General features: G+C 69.0%; 16 protein-coding genes and 1 pseudogene. 15 read left to right on the top strand and 2 right to left on the bottom strand.

Translation table 11 applies throughout. The features are described 5' to 3' along the window. Positions 1 to 209: 209 nt before the first annotated feature. Positions 210 to 674 (bottom strand): annotated as a pseudogene (locus tag TX83_RS03955) (SET domain-containing protein); the annotation flags it as partial. 188 nt (positions 675 to 862) lie between these two features. On the opposite strand from TX83_RS03955, the gene TX83_RS03950 reads away from it, so the two are divergent. From TX83_RS03950 to TX83_RS03880, 15 genes are all read left to right on the top strand, one after another. Beyond that, the gene (locus tag TX83_RS03950) at positions 863 to 1,336 is read left to right on the top strand and encodes an SUF system Fe-S cluster assembly regulator (protein WP_064746634.1); all 474 of its coding nucleotides are present in this window, start codon (positions 863 to 865) and stop codon (positions 1,334 to 1,336) included. Positions 1,337 to 1,358: 22 nt separating this feature from the next. Further along, a complete protein-coding gene (gene sufB / locus TX83_RS03945) occupies positions 1,359 to 2,834 on the top strand; it encodes a Fe-S cluster assembly protein SufB (RefSeq protein WP_064746633.1) in 1,476 nt (491 codons plus the stop codon). Further along, a complete protein-coding gene (locus TX83_RS23185) occupies positions 2,831 to 3,523 on the top strand; it encodes a hypothetical protein (protein WP_064746632.1) in 693 nt (230 codons plus the stop codon). Before sufB ends, TX83_RS23185 begins: the two co-directional genes overlap by 4 nt. 73 nt (positions 3,524 to 3,596) lie before the next feature. After that, positions 3,597 to 4,361, top strand: coding sequence for a Fe-S cluster assembly ATPase SufC (sufC, locus tag TX83_RS03935; RefSeq protein WP_064746631.1), 765 nt, complete (start codon positions 3,597 to 3,599; stop codon positions 4,359 to 4,361). Then, complete coding sequence (gene sufD / locus TX83_RS03930) at positions 4,358 to 5,692, top strand: Fe-S cluster assembly protein SufD (RefSeq protein WP_064746630.1); 1,335 nt, start codon at positions 4,358 to 4,360, stop codon at positions 5,690 to 5,692. Before sufC ends, sufD begins: the two co-directional genes overlap by 4 nt. Positions 5,693 to 5,795: 103 nt before the next feature. Then, on the top strand, positions 5,796 to 7,031 hold the full coding sequence (locus TX83_RS03925; protein ID WP_064746629.1) for a cysteine desulfurase: 1,236 nt from the start codon (positions 5,796 to 5,798) through the stop codon (positions 7,029 to 7,031). Then, positions 7,028 to 7,576, top strand: coding sequence for a GNAT family N-acetyltransferase (locus tag TX83_RS03920; protein WP_064746628.1), 549 nt, complete (start codon positions 7,028 to 7,030; stop codon positions 7,574 to 7,576). The genes TX83_RS03925 and TX83_RS03920 overlap by 4 nt, the downstream gene beginning before the upstream one ends. A 193-nt stretch (positions 7,577 to 7,769) precedes the next feature. Next, positions 7,770 to 8,093 (top strand): non-heme iron oxygenase ferredoxin subunit, encoded by a 324-nt coding sequence (locus TX83_RS03915; protein ID WP_064746627.1) that lies wholly within the window; start codon positions 7,770 to 7,772, stop codon positions 8,091 to 8,093. A 448-nt stretch (positions 8,094 to 8,541) separates the two neighbouring features. After that, complete coding sequence (locus TX83_RS03910; protein WP_064746626.1) at positions 8,542 to 10,839, top strand: TonB-dependent receptor; 2,298 nt, start codon at positions 8,542 to 8,544, stop codon at positions 10,837 to 10,839. A 120-nt stretch (positions 10,840 to 10,959) separates the two neighbouring features. Next, the gene (locus TX83_RS03905; protein WP_064746625.1) at positions 10,960 to 11,646 is read left to right on the top strand and encodes a Fe2+-dependent dioxygenase; all 687 of its coding nucleotides are present in this window, start codon (positions 10,960 to 10,962) and stop codon (positions 11,644 to 11,646) included. A gap of 56 nt (positions 11,647 to 11,702) precedes the next feature. Next, positions 11,703 to 12,335, top strand: a complete 633-nt coding sequence (locus TX83_RS03900) for a PepSY-associated TM helix domain-containing protein (protein WP_064746635.1) — start codon at positions 11,703 to 11,705, stop codon at positions 12,333 to 12,335. 57 nt (positions 12,336 to 12,392) lie between these two features. Beyond that, positions 12,393 to 12,908 (top strand): DUF2271 domain-containing protein, encoded by a 516-nt coding sequence (locus TX83_RS03895; RefSeq protein ID WP_064746623.1) that lies wholly within the window; start codon positions 12,393 to 12,395, stop codon positions 12,906 to 12,908. 115 nt (positions 12,909 to 13,023) lie between these two features. Next, complete coding sequence (locus TX83_RS03890) at positions 13,024 to 13,833, top strand: DUF4198 domain-containing protein (RefSeq protein WP_064746621.1); 810 nt, start codon at positions 13,024 to 13,026, stop codon at positions 13,831 to 13,833. Between the two features lie 112 nt (positions 13,834 to 13,945). Continuing rightward, complete coding sequence (locus tag TX83_RS03885) at positions 13,946 to 14,899, top strand: FAD:protein FMN transferase (protein WP_222423711.1); 954 nt, start codon at positions 13,946 to 13,948, stop codon at positions 14,897 to 14,899. Beyond that, positions 14,896 to 16,542, top strand: coding sequence for a sulfite reductase subunit alpha (locus tag TX83_RS03880; RefSeq protein WP_064746618.1), 1,647 nt, complete (start codon positions 14,896 to 14,898; stop codon positions 16,540 to 16,542). Before TX83_RS03885 ends, TX83_RS03880 begins: the two co-directional genes overlap by 4 nt. A gap of 15 nt (positions 16,543 to 16,557) precedes the next feature. On the opposite strand, the gene TX83_RS03875 is transcribed toward TX83_RS03880, so the two are convergent. Then, complete coding sequence (locus TX83_RS03875) at positions 16,558 to 17,178, bottom strand: HutD/Ves family protein (protein ID WP_064746617.1); 621 nt, start codon at positions 17,176 to 17,178, stop codon at positions 16,558 to 16,560. Positions 17,179 to 17,569 lie beyond the last annotated feature (391 nt).

Raw genomic sequence — 17,569 nt, 5'->3', positions numbered from 1 at the left:
CGCCGCTCCTACAGGGGGCCCAGGACAAAGCGCGGCGAGAGTGAAGGATGGCGGCCGCGGCCGGCGCCGCGCCTGCAGGGGACGGCGGGCCAGAGCGAGGCCCGGTGCCGCACCGGGCCGGGAAAGCCTCAATCCTTCTTCTTGCCCTTCTTGTCCTTCTTCTTTTTCTTGTCTTTCTTCTTGTCCTTGCCCTTCTTCTTTTTCTTGTCCTTCTTCGGCTGCAGCATGGTCCCGGTGCAATCCGGCGAACCGCAGCGGCACTCCCAGATCTTCTTCAGTTCCTTGGTGTGCTTCTCGGCCAGGGTGATGCCGTAGTTGTAGGACAGCTCCTCGCCCGGGGCGATGTCGCGGATCGCCTCGATGAACACCTGGTCCTGGCGACGGTCGTCGCCGTCGTCTTCCTCCAGCACCGCCTCGCAGTTGGGCGAACAGCTGTGGTTGATCCAGCGCGCGGTGTTGCCTTCGTAATTGGCGTCGATCACGTACTCGTCGTTGAGCGTGAACAGGAAGGTATGGCCGGAATCGGCATCGCCCGTATCGCCGGCGTCGGCCTCCTCGTGGGTGCGGCGGCGGCCCTTGTATTCGATGATGCGTTCGCCCTTGGCGATCGGGGCGACGGCGAATACGCCGTTGCCGTGGATGGCGGAACGACGGGCGGCGATCTTGCGCGGCATAGCGAATCCCAGAATGACGAACGGCCATTCTGACCCAGCTCGCCCGGCCGCCGCTATCGCCCGCCCGACGGCCCCCCCGGCGCCGGCCGCAGGGGCTGAATCGCGCAAAACCGCCCGCTTGGCCCGGCCCGGATAAAAACGTACAATTTCGGTACGAATTACCCTCCCGCCCAGGCCGCGCCCAGACGATGCTCCGCGTCACCAAGCTCACCGATTACGCCACGGTCGTCCTGACCGTGCTCGCGGCCCAGTCCCAGACCGGGCCTGAGCGCGTGCTGAGCGCGGCCGAGTTGGCCGAGCGCTCAGGGCTGGAGGCGCCGACGGTCAGCAAGCTGCTCAAGCCGCTGGCCCAGGCCGGGCTGGTCGAGGGTTTCCGCGGCGCCAACGGCGGCTACCGCCTGGCCCGCGCGGCCGACGAGATCGGCCTGATCGAAATAGTGGAGGCCCTGGAAGGGCCGCTCGGCATGACCGAGTGCAGCGTGCACGAAGGCAACTGCGGCCTGGAGCGGCAGTGCGGCGTGCGCGCCAACTGGCGGCGCATCAACGACGTGGTCGTCGAGGCGCTGCGCAACGTGACCTTGGCCCAGATGCTGGCCCCGGACGCTTCTTTTTCATCCGCACCCCCCGGCCGGCGCATCGACCTGCGCCTGGCCAACGCATAGACAGTAGGCAGTAGGCAGCCGCATGGCCACCGACATCCGTTCCACGTCCGCTCCCGCGGGCGACATCGCCAATCGTGAGATCCACGAGCAGCTCGGCCGCCGCTACGAGGCCGGCTTCGTCACCGACATCGAGTCCGACAGCCTGCCGCCGGGCCTGGACGAGGACACCATCCGCGCCCTGTCGGCGAAGAAGAACGAGCCGGAGTGGATGACCCAGTGGCGGCTGGAGGCCTACCGCCATTGGCTGACCATGCCGATGCCGCACTGGGCCAAGCTCAACATCGCCCCGATCGACTTCCAGGCGCTGAGCTACTACAGCGCGCCCAAGGCCAAGTACAAGTCGCTGGACGAAGTGCCCGAAGAGCTGATCGCGACCTACGACAAGCTCGGCGTGCCGCTGCACGAGCGCGCCCGGCTGGCCGGCGTCGCGGTCGATGCGGTGTTCGACTCGGTCTCGGTCGGCACCACCTTCCGCAAGGAGCTGGCCGAAAAGGGCATCATTTTCTGCTCGATGTCCGAGGCGATCCGCGAGCATTCCGAGCTGATCAAGCAGTACCTCGGCAGCGTCGTGCCGACCGGCGACAACTATTTCGCCGCGCTCAACTCGGCGGTGTTCTCCGACGGCAGCTTCGTGTTCATTCCCAAGGGCGTGCGTTGCCCGATGGAGCTGAGCACCTATTTCCGCATCAACGCCGGCCACACCGGCCAGTTCGAGCGCACCCTGATCGTGTGCGAGGACAAGGCCTATGTGTCCTACCTGGAAGGCTGCACTGCGCCGATGCGCGACGAGAACCAGCTGCACGCGGCGGTGGTCGAGCTGGTCGCGCTGGAAGACGCCGAGATCAAGTACTCGACGGTGCAGAACTGGTACCCCGGCGACGAGGAAGGCCGCGGCGGCATCTACAACTTCGTCACCAAGCGCGGCGAGTGCCGCGGCGCGCGCAGCAAGATCAGCTGGACCCAGGTCGAGACCGGTTCGGCGATCACCTGGAAGTACCCCAGCTGCGTGCTGCTCGGCGACGATTCGGTCGGCGAGTTCTACTCGGTCGCGCTGACCCATCACCGCCAGCAGGCCGACACCGGCACCAAGATGATCCACATCGGCAAGCGCACCAAGTCGAAGATCATCAGCAAGGGCATCAGCGCCGGCCGCGGCCAGAACACCTACCGCGGCCAGGTCAAGGTCGAGAAGCACGCCGCCGGCGCGCGCAACCACACCCAGTGCGACAGCCTGCTGATCGGCAAGAAGTGCGGCGCGCACACCTTCCCCTACATCGAGGTCAAGCACCCCGACGCCACTGTCGAGCACGAGGCCACCACCTCCAAGATCAGCGAAGACCAGCTGTTCTACTGCCGCTCGCGCGGCATCGGCGAGGAAGATGCGGTGTCGATGATCGTCGACGGCTTCTGCAAGAGCGTGTTCCGCGAACTGCCGATGGAATTCGCGGTCGAGGCCAAGAAGCTGCTTGAGGTGTCGCTGGAAGGATCGGTCGGATGAGCCGCCCCGTCCCGTCCGCACTGGCGGCCCTGCTGACCGCGGCGCTGGCCGCCTGCAGCCCGGCGCCGGCGCCGCAAACCGCCGCGCCCAGCGCGCCCGCCGCCACGTCCGAAACCGCGCCGCCCGCGGCCGAGCCGAAGCCAACCGCGCCGGCCGCCGAGGCCGCCCCGGCCTCCGCCGAGGCGCCGATCGCGCCGCCCGGCTCGATCCAGCACGCGCTGGCGGCGGGCGAGTACCTGCTGCCGTTCACCATCGATCCCAAGCACGAAAACGTCCGCGACCCGCGCGTGCTGCAGTGGAGCGAGCATCCCTGCGGCGCGACCCCCTACGCGCGGGTGCGCGCGATGCCTCTGGGCGACGAATTGCTGCTCGCCGACGACGTGATCGAATTCGGCGACGGCGGCAAGGAACTGCGCCGCTGGAGCAAGCCGTTCGAGGCCGATGTGATCGCCGTCGACGGCGACCGCCTGCGCCTGCGCGTGCTCGACGGCAACGGCGTCGAGCAGGTGCTGTGGGCCGACCCGACCGGCGCCCTGGCCGTGGCGCAGGACGCTGCCGCAGCCGAACCGCGTTCGCTCGATTGCCCGACCTTGAAGGCCTTCGCAGATTCGGACTACCTGCAGTGCTACGAGTACGTCGACGCCGGCGGCGCCAAGCGCCGGCTCGCCTACGAAGGCGTCTGTACCTGAGCGCCGGCATTCGCCGCCCGCTCCGCAACCCGTTACCGGCGCCGCGAGCGCCCACCCGTTTCCGGAAACCCTCATGTTGAAGATCCAAGACCTCCACGTCCAAGTCGCCGGCAAGGACATCCTCAAGGGCCTGAGCCTGGAGCTGCAGCCGGGCAAGGTCCACGCGATCATGGGCCCGAACGGCGCCGGCAAATCGACCCTGGGCAACGTGCTCGCCGGCCGCGAAGGCTACGAGGTCACCGCCGGTTCGATCGCATTCGAGGGCCGCGACCTGCTGGCGCTGGAACCGGAGGAGCGCGCCGCCGCCGGCGTGTTCCTGGCCTTCCAGTACCCGGTCGAGATTCCGGGCGTAAACAACACGTATTTCCTGCGCGCCGCGCTCAACGCCCAGCGCAAGGCGCGCGGCGAGGCCGAACTGGACTCGATGCAGTTCCTCAAGCTGGTGCGCGAAAAGCTGGCCGTGCTGCATCTGAAAGACGAACTGCTGCACCGCGGCGTCAACGAGGGCTTCAGCGGCGGCGAAAAGAAGCGCAACGAAATCTTCCAGCTGGCCCTGCTCGAACCGAAGCTGGCGATCCTCGACGAAACCGATTCCGGCCTGGACATCGACGCGCTCAAGGCCGTCGCCGACGGCGTCAACGCGCTGCGCTCGCCGGAACGCGCATTCCTGGTCATCACCCACTACCAGCGCCTGCTGGACTACATCAAGCCCGATGTGGTCCACGTGCTGGCCGACGGCCGCATCGTCGAGACCGGCGGCGCCGAACTGGCGCTGGAACTGGAAACCCACGGCTATGCCTGGCTGAAGGACCGCGTGGCGCCGGAGAACGCGGCGTGAGCGCGCTGCTCGACGCCTTCGCGTCGGCCTTCGACGCTCTGCCCGCACGCGACGCCGCCGGGCTCGGCGCGACCCGCCGCGCCGCCCTCGATGCGGCCCTGCGCGACGGCCTGCCGGGACCGCGCACCGAAGCCTGGAAGTACACCCCGCTGCGCGCGCTGGAGCGCCGCACCTTCCTGCCCGCGGCCGGCGTCGCCCCGGCCGCCGACGGCGCCGCGCTCGACGCCGCGATCGCCGGCATCCCGGCGCCGCGGGTGGTGTTCCACAACGGCCGCTACGACGCCGACCGCTCCGACCTCGCCGGCCTGCCGGCCGGCATCTCGTTGCGGCCGCTGTCACAGGTGCTGGGCGACGGCGACGTGCGCGAGGCCAATTTCCTCGCTCGCCGCTACGAGCGCCCGGACGAAGTGTTCGCGCGCATCAACGCCGCGCTGGCCGACGAGGGCGCGGTGCTGCGGGTCGAAGCCGGCGTGCAGGCGCCGGGCGCGGTGCACCTGGTCTGCGTCTCCAGCCCGAGCCAGAACGCCGACTCGGCCGCCAAGGGCGGGCCGGACCTGGCCTGGCACCTGCGCCATCTGATCGAACTGCGCGAGGGCGCGGCGCTGACCCTGGTCGAGCATCAGCTCGCCGCCGACAGCCACAGCCATTTCGGCAACTCGCTGGCCCATGTCCACCTCGCCCCGGGCGCCAGCCTGGTGCATGCGCGGGTCCAGGACGAGGCGCTCGGCGCGACCGCGATCGCGCGCACCGACGCGGTGCTGGCGCGCTCGGCGCAATACCGCCGGATCGACCTCGAACTCGGCGCCGCGCTGTCCCGTCACGAACTCAACGCCGCACTGCACGGCGAGGGTGCGCAGGTCCAGGCCAACGGCGTGCTGCTCGCCAGCGGCCGCCGCCATCTCGACACCCGCCTGGGAATCGATCATGTCGGCCGCGACAGCCGATGCGAACTGACCTGGCGCGGCCTCGGCGCCGGCCGTTCGCGCGCCGCCTTCCACGGCGGCATCCTGATCCGCGAAGGCGCGGACGGCAGCAACGCCGCGCTCTCGAACAAGAACCTGCTGCTCAGCGAAGGCGCCGAAATCGACACCCAGCCGGTGTTGGAGATCCACGCCGACGAGGTCCAGGCCGCGCACGGCGCCACGGTCGGCCAGCTCGACGCCAACGCCTTGTTCTACCTGCGTTCGCGCGGCGTGCCCGCCGAACAGGCGCGGGCCTTGCTGACCACCGCTTTCTGCCGCGAGACCTTGGCCGTGATCGAGAACGAGGACGTGCGCGCGATGCTGGAAGTGCGGTTGAATCTCGCTTTGGAACGCCTGCAGATCGCTTGAGGAACAGAAGGCAGGAGACAAGAGATCGCGACGGCCGCGTCGCCTCCGCTTTTCGCGCCCCCTTGGCTCACGTGCGCCGACTTCCCGCTTACCGGACCCCAGAATGACCGCCGCCGTCCCCTCCTCCCCCGACTGGGCCGCTGTCCGCGCCGACTTCCCGGTGCTGACCCGCCAGGTCCACGGCAAGCCGCTGATCTATTTCGACTCGGCCAACACCGGCCAGAAACCGGCCGCGGTGATCGAAGCGGTCGACGACTTCTACCGCCGCCACAACGCCAACGTGAGCCGCGCCGTGCATGCGCTCGGCAGCGAGGCCACCGAAGCTTACGAGGGCGCGCGCGCCAAGCTGGCGCGCTTCCTCAACGTGCGCACCGACGAACTGGTGCTGTGCAGCGGCACCACCTTCGCGATCAATCTGGTCGCCTATTCCTGGGCTCTGCCGCGGCTGCAGCCGGGCGACGCGATCGTACTGACCCGGATGGAGCACCACGCCAACATCGTGCCCTGGCAGTTGGTCGCCCAGCGCACCGGCGCGACGATCAGGGTCGCCGAGATCGACGAACGCGGCCAGCTCGACCTGCCCCAGTTGTACGGCCTGCTCACCCCCGAGGTGAAGCTGCTCGCCTTGACCCATGTTTCCAACGTGCTCGGCACGGTCAATCCGGTGCGCGAGATCTGCCGCGAGGCGCGCAAGCGCGGCATCGTCACGCTCGTGGACGGCTCGCAGGCGGCGCCGCACCGCCCGCTCGACGTGGCGGCGATCGGCTGCGATTTCTACGCCATCACCGGCCACAAGATGAGCGGCCCGACCGGCACCGGCGCGCTATGGGCGCGGCGCGAGCACCTCGACGCGATGCCGCCCTTCGTCGGCGGCGGCGAGATGATCAAGGAAGTCCGCTTCGAAGGCACGGTGTTCGCCGACGGCCCGCGCAAATTCGAGGCCGGCACGCCCAATATCGCCGGCTTCGTCGGCCTGGGCGCGGCGGTGGACTATCTATCGGCGCTGGGCATGGCCCAGGTCGACGCGCGCGAACAGGAGCTGCTCGCGCACTTCAACGCCGCGCTGGCCGAAGTGCCGGGGCTGCGCATCTTCGGCCAGGCGCAGGAGAAGGCGGCGGTAGTGAGCTTCCTGATCGAGGGCGCGCACGCCCACGACCTGGCCACCCTGCTCGACCTGGAAGGCGTGGCGATCCGTTCCGGCCACCACTGCGCGCATCCGCTGATGCAGCATTTCGGCGTGCCGGCGACCTGCCGCGCGTCGCTCGCCTTCTACAACACCCACGAAGAGATCGACGCCTTCGTGGCGGCCCTCCACAAAGTCCGCAAGCTGCTCGCATGACCGCCTCCGACACTCTCCGCTTCCGCCACGCTACCGTGGCCGACACCGACGCCATCGTCGCCCTGGTCGAATCGGCCTATCGCGGCGACGCCAGCCGGGTCGGCTGGACCACCGAAGCCGATTTCCTCGACGGCCGCCGCACCGGCGCCGACGAGATCCACGCCTTTCTGGCCAAGCCCGACAGCGTGATCCTGCTCGGCGAACGCGAAGGCGCCGAAGGCGCGATCGAGCTGCTGGCCTGCGCCCATGTCGCGGTCGAGGACGGCGCCGGCTATTTCGGCATGTTCTCGGTCAAGCCGACCCTGCAGGGCGGCGGCATCGGCAAGCGCATGATCGAAGAATCCGAGCGCATCGCGCGCGAGGACTGGAAGCTGCCGGCGATGCGCATGACCGTGATCAATGTGCGCGAGGAGCTGATCCAGTTCTACCTGCGCCGCGGCTACGCGCGCACCGGCGTGTTCAAGCCGTTCCCGTACGGCGACGCGCGCTTCGGCCTGCCCAAGCGCGACGACCTGAGCTTCGAAGTGCTTGAGAAGCGGTTCTGAGGAGCGGGGATTCGGGATTTTGGATTCGGGATTGGTCGAGCAACAGCAGGTGCTGCGCTTGGCCGACGAATCGCGGCTCCCGGTCCCGCCTTCGCCACAAAGGATCGGGATCGAGGAGCGATACGGTCTTGCTCTGACCAATCCCGAATCCCGAATCCCAAATCCAAAATCCCGTTCCGAAGGAAACCACGCCATGGGCGACTGGGTATTCGTCTGCGCCACTTCGCAACTGCTGCCGGGCGAATCGACCGTCGCCTGGGATGGCGATACCGCGATTTTCGTCTGCAACTACGACGGCGACTACTACGCACTCGAAGACCGCTGTTCGCACGAGGACTTCGAGCTGTCCTCGGGCACCTACGACGGCGAGGAAGCGAGCATCGAATGCGTGCTGCACGGCGCGCGCTTCGACGTGCGCGACGGCCGACCGCTGTGCGCACCGGCCTACGAACCGGTGGCCAAGTTCCCGGTCAAGGTCGAAGACGGCGGCGTCTGGACCCGCGACGATCGCCAGTGAACGCCGCGGGCATTGCCCCGCAACCGAGTTCCTCGCAACGGCCATCGACCGCGCGCGCCGGCGAACCGCGCGCCCTCTCTTTGGCTTCTCCTTTCTGCTCCCCCTTCGAAGCGGGGCGACAGGGGGGTTTGCTTCCGCTGCGGCCCAAGGCCAATCGCGCGCCGCCAGGCACGCCGGACTTCGCGCTCACGCAGGGCGTTCGCCCTCTATTTCCAAAGGCCTCACGCGCACACGTCGCAAGGACCGCGCCGCCCCTGCTGCGCAGCCCGGCCGGGCTGCGGTCGTCCGTACCCCTGAGCACGAAGCGCCCGATTGCGCATGCGGCCCCATCGGAAACGGTTAAAGCCCCTCGAATCGTTCACAATTCGTTGCAAATGAGAATCCATCTCATTAATATTGCGACCTGACGCGGCCCCCGCGCCGTCAACCCGCAATCCCAGAGACTCTCATGACCACGAAGTTCGTCGTGTCGCCGCTCGCCGCTGCGCTCGCCCTCGCCTTCACCCTGCCCGTGGTCGCCGCCCCGGCGCCCGAGCCGCAGGCCAAGGACCTCGACGGCGTCGCCGTCCACGGCCAGCGCGTGGAGAAGGCCAGCAGCGGCAAGTACACGGCGAATCTGCGCGATACCCCGCAGACGATCAGCGTGATCGACCGCAACACCATCGACGGCCAGAACCTGCTGTCGCTGACCGACATCCTCAGCACTCTGCCGGGCATCACCTTCGGCGCCGGCGAAGGCGGCGGCGGTTTCGGCGACAAGATCAACCTGCGCGGCTTCGACGCCAGCAACGACATCACCGTCGACGGCGTACGCGACAGCGGCCTGTACAGCCGCACCGATCCGTTCAACCTGGAAGCGGTGGAAGTCGTCAACGGTGCCAACTCGGTCTACTCCGGCGCCGGCTCGGTCGGCGGCACGATCAACCTGGTGACCAAGAACGCCAGCCTCAACGAGTTCCACAAGGCCTCGATCGCCGCCGGCACCGACAGCTACGCGCGCGTGACCACCGACAGCAACTTCGTCCTCGGCGAAGGCAGCGCGCTGCGCCTGAACGCCATGGCGCACCAGAACGACGTGCCGGGCCGCGACGTCGAGCAGAACGAGCGTTGGGGCGTGGCCGCCTCGCTGGCCTTCGGCCTGGGCAGCGACACCACCTGGACCCTGAACTATCTCCACCAGGAAGACCAGAACACTCCGCAGTACGGCCTGCCGTTCTTCAACGGCGACGTCCTGCCCGGCATCGACCGCGGCAATTACTACGGCTACAGCAACATCGACAAGCAGGAAATCGAACTCGATTCGCTGACCTCGATCATCGAGCACAACTTCAGCGACGCGTTCAAGGTCCGCAACCTGACCCGCTGGCAACAGGTCGAGCAGTTCTCCCTGGTCGACGCCGTGCAGGGCACCTGGTGCCTGGCCAACAACCGCACCCCGCTCGGCGCCGCCTGCGGCAGCACCCGCCCGGGCAACTACAGCCCGAGCGGCCCGCGCGGCTACGGTCGCGACACCCGCAATACCGCGCTGTACAACCAGACCGACCTGACCGTGCAGTTCAACACCGGCGCGATCGAGCACGACCTGGTCGCCGGCTTCTCGGTGCTGCACGAAGAATTCGATCTCGACGTCACCAGCGATTTCCGCAACGCCAACGGCAGCAACCCGTTCCTCGCCGGCCTGCCGCAGATGAACATCGCCCGCCCGGACCACATCTACCGCGGCCCGCTCAACCGCACCCTGACCGGGCGCACCGAAGGCGAGCTCGACAACCGCGCGATCTACGTGTTCGACACGCTGAAGTTCAACGAACAGTGGCAGTTGAGCCTGGGCGCGCGCTACGAGCGCAACGAGGGCAAGACCACCAATGCGGTGGTAGTGCAGGCCCCGACCGCGGCCAACCAACCGCTGCCGGCGCTGCCGATCGGCACCGTCACCGGCTATGGGGTGCCGTTCAAGAACACCGACGACCTGTTCTCCTACCGCGCCGGCCTGGTCTACAAGCCGGTCGAGAACGGCAGCATCTACGTCGCCTACGGCAACTCCAAGACCCCGTCGAAGGCCTCGGTCAACGGCTCGTGCACCGCGCAGACCTGCTCGGTCGATCCGGAAACCGCGGTCAATTACGAAATCGGCACCAAGTGGGACTTCCTCGACGGCCGCTTGGCGCTGACCGGCTCGGTGTTCCGCAACGACCGCAAGAACTACAAGGTCGCCGACCTCGACAACCCCGCCAACCTGACCGGCCTGCAGCAGCTCGACGGCCGCGCCCGCGTCGACGGCGTGATGCTCGGTCTGTCCGGCCTGCTGACCGACCAGTGGGCGGTGTACGCCAACTACGCCTTCCTCGACAGCGAAGTGCTGCAAGGCGTGTCCGACCGCCAGGCCAACCTCGGCCTGGACTACACCCGCGGCGACCGCCTGACCCAGGTGCCGGAACACGCCTTCAGCCTGTGGACCACCTACGACCTCAGCCCGCGCTGGCAGATCGGCTACGGCGCGACCTACCAGGGCAAGCTCTGGCTGACCCAGCACAGCGCGACCAACGTCAACGGCCCGCTGACGACCTACGGCAGCTACTGGACCCACCGCGCGATGGTCAACTACAAGATCAACCGCCAGGCCTCGCTGCAGCTCAACGTCAACAATCTGACCGACGAGGAATACTTCACCCGTATCCGCAACAACGGTTGGGCGACCCCGGGCGACGGCCGCCAGGTGGTGCTGAGCGCGAACTTCGCCTTCTGACCGGCGCCTTCTGACCGGCGCGACCCGGCTGGCGCACACCGCCGGGTTCACGCTCTAATCGGGCCTTCACGGTCCAGCGCGCCGCCCGGGACCTCCCGGGCGTCCGCATTGAGGAAAGCCATGCTGCTGCACGTTCCCAAAGTGCTCACCGCCGAACAGGTCGCCCATTGCCGGGCGCGCCTGGATCAGGCCGGCTGGGCCGACGGCCGCATCACCGCCGGCCACCAGTCGGCCAAGGCCAAGGACAACGCGCAACTGCCCGAAACCGATCCGGCCGCGCGCGAACTGGGCGCGCTGATCCTCGACGCGCTGTCGAAGAACCCGACCTTCTTCTCCGCCGCGCTGCCGCAGCGGGTGTACCCGCCGCTGTTCAACCGCTACGCCGGCGGCCAGTCGTTCGGCTTCCATGTCGACAACGCGATCCGCTACGACCGCAGCCGCGGCGGCATGGACGCGGTGCGCACCGACCTGTCGGCGACTTTGTTCCTGAGCGCGCCGGAGGAATACGACGGCGGCGAGCTGGTGATCGAAGACACCTACGGCAGCCACAGCGTCAAGCTGCCGGCGGGCGATCTGGTGCTCTACCCCGGCACCAGCCTGCACAAAGTCACCCCCGTCACCCGCGGCGCGCGGGTGGCGTCGTTCTTCTGGATTCAGAGCCTGCTGGCAGAAGACGCGCAGCGGCGGTTGATGTTCGAGCTCGACGTCTCGATCCGGCGCCTGAGCGCCGACGTGCCCGAGCATCCCGCCCTGGTCCAACTGACCGGCGTCTACCACAACCTGCTGCGACGCTGGAGCCAGACGTGAGTGCGGCCAGCAGCGACGACCGCGCGATCAAGACCGGCTCGATCAAAGCCGGCCCAATCAAGGCCACTTCGGGCACGATCGATCCCAACCGTCGCTCCTATTGGCTCAAGACCCTGCACCGCTGGCACTGGATCAGCGCCGCGGTCAGCCTGATCGCGCTGTTGCTGTTCGCCGCCACCGGCATCACCCTCAACCACGCCGCGCAGATCGAGTCCGAACCGGTGGTGGTCAATCTCAAGGAAACCCTGCCGGCCAGCCTGCTGCGCAGCCTCAAGGCCGAGCGCGCCGAAGACGCGCCATTGCCGGGCGCGGTCAACAACTGGCTCGCCGATGCGTTGGACGTGCGCACCGAGGGGCGCAAGGGCGAATGGTCCGATGCCGACGTCTACGTGTCCCTGCCGCGCCCCGGCGGCGACGCCTGGCTCAGCATCGACCGCGAGAGCGGCGCGATCGAGTACGAGCGCACCGACCGCGGCTGGATCGCCTGGCTCAACGACCTGCACAAAGGCCGCAATACCGGCACCGCCTGGCGCTGGTTCATCGATCTGTTCGCGGTCGCCTGCCTGCTGTTCGCGCTGACCGGGCTGTGGCTGCTGCAGCTGCATGCGCGCCAGCGCGGCAAGACCTGGCCGCTGGTCGCGCTGGGCCTGGCCGTGCCGCTGCTGATCGTGGTCCTGTTCATGCACTGACTCACGCATCGATCCACCCACCGAGTTAGCAACCGTCTTCCCGTTAGGAGCCGCCCCATGAAGCTGTCGTCGTTCAAAGTCCTGATCCCGGCGCTGGCGCTGCCGATGCCGGCGTTCGCGGCCGATCTGGAACTCAACATCGAGATCCCGCGCATCAACGCCGCCGAGTACCACCGCCCGTACGTAGCGGCGTGGATCGAAAAGGCCGACAACACCGTCGCCAGCAATCTGGCCGTCTGGTACGACGTCGACATGAAGAACGGCGAAGGCACCAAATGGCTGAAGGACATGCGGCAATGGTGGCGGCGCAGCGGCCGCAGCCTGAGCATGCCGGTCGACGGCGTCAGCGGCGCGACCCGCCCGGTCGGCCAGCACGCCCTGTCGTTCAAGGGCAACAGCAAGCCGCTCGCCGGCCTGGCCCCGGGCAACTACACCCTGGTGGTGGAAGCCGCGCGCGAAGTCGGCGGCCGCGAGATGCTCAGCATCCCCTTCCAGTGGCCCGGCAAGGCGCAGAACCTGTCCGCGCAAGGCAAGACTGAGTTGGGCAAGGTGAAGGTGACGGTGAAGCCGTGATTCGGGATCGGGGATTCGGGATTCGCAAAGCGGATTCCCGGACCTCTGACCGCAGCGGCCGCTTTTCGCTCTTGCCAATCCCGAATCCCCAATCCCGAATCCCGGACCCAACACCATGAAACTGAAACTTCTCGCCGCAGCCGCCGTCGCCACCTTCGCTTTCGCCGGTGCCGCGCAGGCGCACAAGGCCTGGCTGCAACCCTCGCAGACCGTGTTCTCGAGCAAGGGCGCCTGGCTCACCGTCGATGCGGCGGTGTCCAACGACCTGTTCTATTTCAATCATGTGCCGCTGCCGCTGGAGCGTCTGCAGATCACTGCGCCGGACGGCAGCGCCGTGCAGCCGCAGAACGCTTCGACCGGCAAGCTGCGCAGCGTGTTCGATGTCGAGCTGGCCCAGGAAGGCACCTACAAGATCGCCATGAACAACGAAGGCATGTTCGCCAGCTACAAGCTCGGCGGCGAAGCCAAGCGTTGGCGCGGCAAGGCCAGCGAGTTCAAGGCCGGCATTCCGGCCGGTGCCACCGAGGTCAACGCTTCGGAAAGCCTGGGCCGGGTCGAGACCTTCGCCACCGTCGGCCAGCCCAGCAACGGCGCGCTCAAGACCACCGGCAAGGGTATCGAACTGGTGCCGGTGACCCATCCCAACGATCTGTTCGCCGGCGAGAGCGCGAGCTTCCAGTTGCTGATCGACGGCAAGCCGGCCTCGGGCCTGAAGGTCGAGATCGTGCCGGGCGCGACCCGCTACCGCGATCAGCAGAACGAGATCCACCTCACCACCGGCGCCGACGGCAAGTTCGAGGTGAAGTGGCCGGCAGCCGGCATGTACTGGCTGGAAACCGCCAGCGAAGACGCCAAGACCACGCTCGCCGAAGCCAAGCAGCGCCGGCTGAGCTACGTCGCCGTGTTCGAAGTGCTGCCGCAGTAAAGCGATGACCTCGCCGACGCCGACGCCGCGCTGGAGTTGGTCGGGTGCCTTGACCGGCGCCGCGGCCGCCCGTGCCGGCGCGCCGGCGACGGCGAGTTTGCGTTTCGCCGCGATGGCGACGACGGCGCTGCATACGCTGAGCGGCGCGACCATGGGCACGACCTGGTCGGTCAAGCTGATCGCCGCCGTGTCGGCGTTGCCGGCGCTGGAACGCGGTATTCAGGCCCGACTCGATCAGGTCGTCGCGCAGATGAGCACCTGGGAACGCGGCTCCGACATCAGCCGTTACAACCGCGCCGGCGCCGGCAGCCGGCATACCTTGCCGGCCGAGTTCGCCGAAGTGCTGGACGCGGCGCTGACGTTGGCCGCGGACAGCGACGGCGCCTACGACCCCACCATCGGGCCGCTGGTCGACTTGTGGGGCTTCGGCCCCGCCGGCGCCTGCGCGCAGACGCCCACGGCCGACGCATTGGCCGACGCGCGCGTGCGCGTCGGCTGGCGCCGCCTCGGCTACGACGCAGCAACGCGCGCGCTGACCCAACCCGGCGGCGCCTGTCTGGACTTGTCCTCGATCGCCAAGGGCTACGGCGTCGACCGCGTCGCCGACTGGCTGCTCGCCCAGGGCGTCGAACACTGCCTGGTCGAAGTCGGCGGTGAGTTACGCGGCCACGGCCGCCGTCCCGACGGCAGCGCCTGGCGGGTCGCGGTGGAACGACCCGGCAGCGACGGCGACGCCGCGACCGCAGTGATCGCGCTCGACGGCGACGCGATCGCCACCTCGGGCGACTACCGCCGCTACTTCGACGCCGACGGCCGCCGCTATGCGCATACGCTGGACCCGCGCAGCGGCGCGCCCATCGACGGCGAGTTGGCCTCGGTCACCGTGCTGCACGCGCAGTGCATGCAGGCCGACGGCCTGGCCACCGCGCTGAGCGTGCTCGGCGCGCGCGAAGGACTGGCCTACGCCAATCGCCGCGGACTGGCCGCCTTGTTCGTCGTGCGCGAAGGCGAAGGCTTCGTCGCCCGCGGCACGCCCGCTTTCGTCGCCCGGCAGCGCGCCGCGTGAGCGCTGTCGCACCGCGCCGCCGCATCGAGCCGGGGACGATCGGCAGCGCCTTGGCGGTCCTTGCGTTGATCGCGCTGGCCTGCGCACTGGCGTATTGGCAGGCCGACCCTTGGCAGTGGATTTCGCCCGGCCGCGGCCGCTGGTGGATGGCCGCCGCCCTGTTCGCCGCCTACGCCGGTTTCGTCGCCGCAGTCGCGGTGTCGCGTGCGCGCCACGCACGGCGCGAGGCCCTGCCGGCGCTGTCGCCGGAGTCGCCCGGCGAGTGGCTGATCGCCTTCGCCAGCCAGACCGGCTTCGCCGAGCAGTTGGCGCGACGCAGCCACGCCGCGCTGGCCGAGGCCGGACTGCGCGCCGATCTGGCCGTGCTCGGCACGCTCGATGCCGAGCGCCTGGCGCGCTATCCGCGCGCTCTGTTCGTGGTCAGCACCACCGGCGAAGGCGACGCGCCCGACAGCGCTGCCGCGTTCGTGCGCCGGGTCATGGGCGCGGCGGCGGCCTTGCCGCAGCTGCGCTACGGTGTGCTCGCGCTCGGCGATCGCGAGTACCGCGAGTACTGCGCCTTCGGTCATCGCCTCGATCACTGGCTGCGCCATGCCGGCGCACAGCCGCTGTTCGATCTGGTCGAAGTCGACAACGGCGAAACCGGCGCCCTGCGACATTGGCAGCATCATCTGGGCCTGCTCGCCGGCCGGACCGACTTGCCCGACTGGAGCGCGCCGGCCTACGCCGCCTGGCGCCTGCAGCAGCGTCGCGAATCCAACCCCGGCAGCGCCGGCGCGCCGGCCTTCCATATCGCGCTTACGCCGGCCGACGGCGGCGGTGCGCACTGGCGCGCCGGCGACATCGCCGAGATCGGCCCGCGCAACGCCGGCGACGAAGTGGCGCGGTGGTTGGCGCAGGCCGGACTCGACGGCGCACAGACGGTGCGGCGCGACGAAACCTCATTGCCGATCGCCGAGGTCCTGGCCGGTTCGCGCCTGCCCGATCCGGCAACCTGCATCGGCCAAAGCGCGCAAGCGGTCGCCGACGCCCTGCAACCGCTGCCGCATCGCGAATACTCGATCGCCTCGCTGCCGGCGGACGGTTCGCTGCAGTTGCTGGTGCGGCAGATGCGCCGCGACGACGGTCGGCTCGGCCTGGGCAGCGGCTGGCTGACCGAACACGCCGCGCTCGGCGGCGAGATCGACCTGCGCATCCGCAGCAATCCTTCCTTCCACGCTCCCGACGACGCCCGGCCGATCGTGCTGATCGGCAACGGCACCGGACTGGCCGGCCTGCGCGCCCTGCTCAAGACCCGGATCGCCGCCGGCCACCGCCGCAACTGGCTGCTGTTCGGCGAACGCAACGCCGCCTGCGACCTGCACTATCGCGAGGAGCTCGAGGCCTGGCGGGCGGGCGGCGCGATCGAACGCGTCGACTATGCGTTCTCGCGCGACGGCCAGGCGCGGGTCTACGTGCAGGACCGCTTGCGCGAACAACGGCCGCGCGTGCGCGAATGGGTCGCCGCCGGTGCGGCGATCTACGTCTGCGGCAGCCTGGAAGGCATGGCGCCGGCGGTGGAAGCGGCGCTGCAGGAAGCGATCGGCGTCGAGGCCCTGGAAAACCTCGCGGCGCAAGGCCGCTACCGGCGCGACGTGTACTGAGCGCCGTCCTCCGGCTCAGTCCAGCGCGGCCACTCGCACCAACAACACTTCGCCGCCGCCGTCGAGCATGCCGCGCAGGCGCTCGCCGCCGGCGGCGAGGAAGGCGGTGTCGCCCATCTGCAGCGGCGGCAACGAGGCATCGTCGGCGAAACGCGCCTGGCCGGCGAGCAGGTGCACGGCCCAGGTCTGGCCCGGCTCGGCGAACAGCACCATCGGCCCGACCAGCGGCCGGTGCCAGAGCTCGGCGCGGACCCGGTCGCGCCGCCACATCAGGTTGAAGTCGTGGGTCGGACCGTCGAGCAGTTCGCCCTGCACCGTGCGCTCGCCGGCGAAGCGCAGTTTGTCGTGCGGCGGCAGCAGTTCGTGGCTCTCCCCATCGTCGAAGCGCAGGCGCAGGCCGTTGCCGCTGAGCAGGACCAATTCGCGGTCGATGCCGGGAAACGCGGAGAACGGCGCATCGCGTTCGATCTCGGCGATCGACAGGCGCCAATCCCAGTCCTCGCCCTCGCAGGGGCGGTCCAACCCGGCCGCGTCGCGGCGCATGCGCACGATTTCGCGGGTCCAGCCGAACTGATTGCGCCAGCGTTCGCGCCGGTATTCGTTGGCGGGAATGGACCAGGACAGGCTGTCGGACATGGGCGCGCGGGCGGAGGGCGATGGCGCAGTTTAGGGGCTGCGGCGTGGTGGCCCAAGCGCGGGACGTGCGCACGGTGCGATCGGGGCGGGCCGCGGTGCGGCCGGGTGCGGGCAGAGCCGCTGGGCGACGGCGTGACGCCTGGAGGCGCGACGAGGGCGAGGACCGGGCGTCGCTGGGCGCCTGTGGAGGTTGTTTTTTCTGCGCGTCCCGTGGTCGCGGCTCACGCCGCGCCTACCCCTTGGGTAACGGGCTTCGATGAGGAGACGACGCCATCGGGGCGTTCTGCGCGTCCCCTGTCGCGGCTCGCGCCGCTCCTACAAAAAGCCCTGGGCCGGAGATCCGCCGCGCCAATCCCCAATCCCCAATCCCCAATCCCCAATCCCCAATCCC

The organism is Lysobacter antibioticus HS124 (assembly GCF_000336385.2).
GTDB lineage: Bacteria > Pseudomonadota > Gammaproteobacteria > Xanthomonadales > Xanthomonadaceae > Lysobacter > Lysobacter firmicutimachus.
The sequence above is the reverse complement of the archived record's forward strand: the minus strand, read 5'-3'. Positions and strand labels throughout refer to the sequence as shown.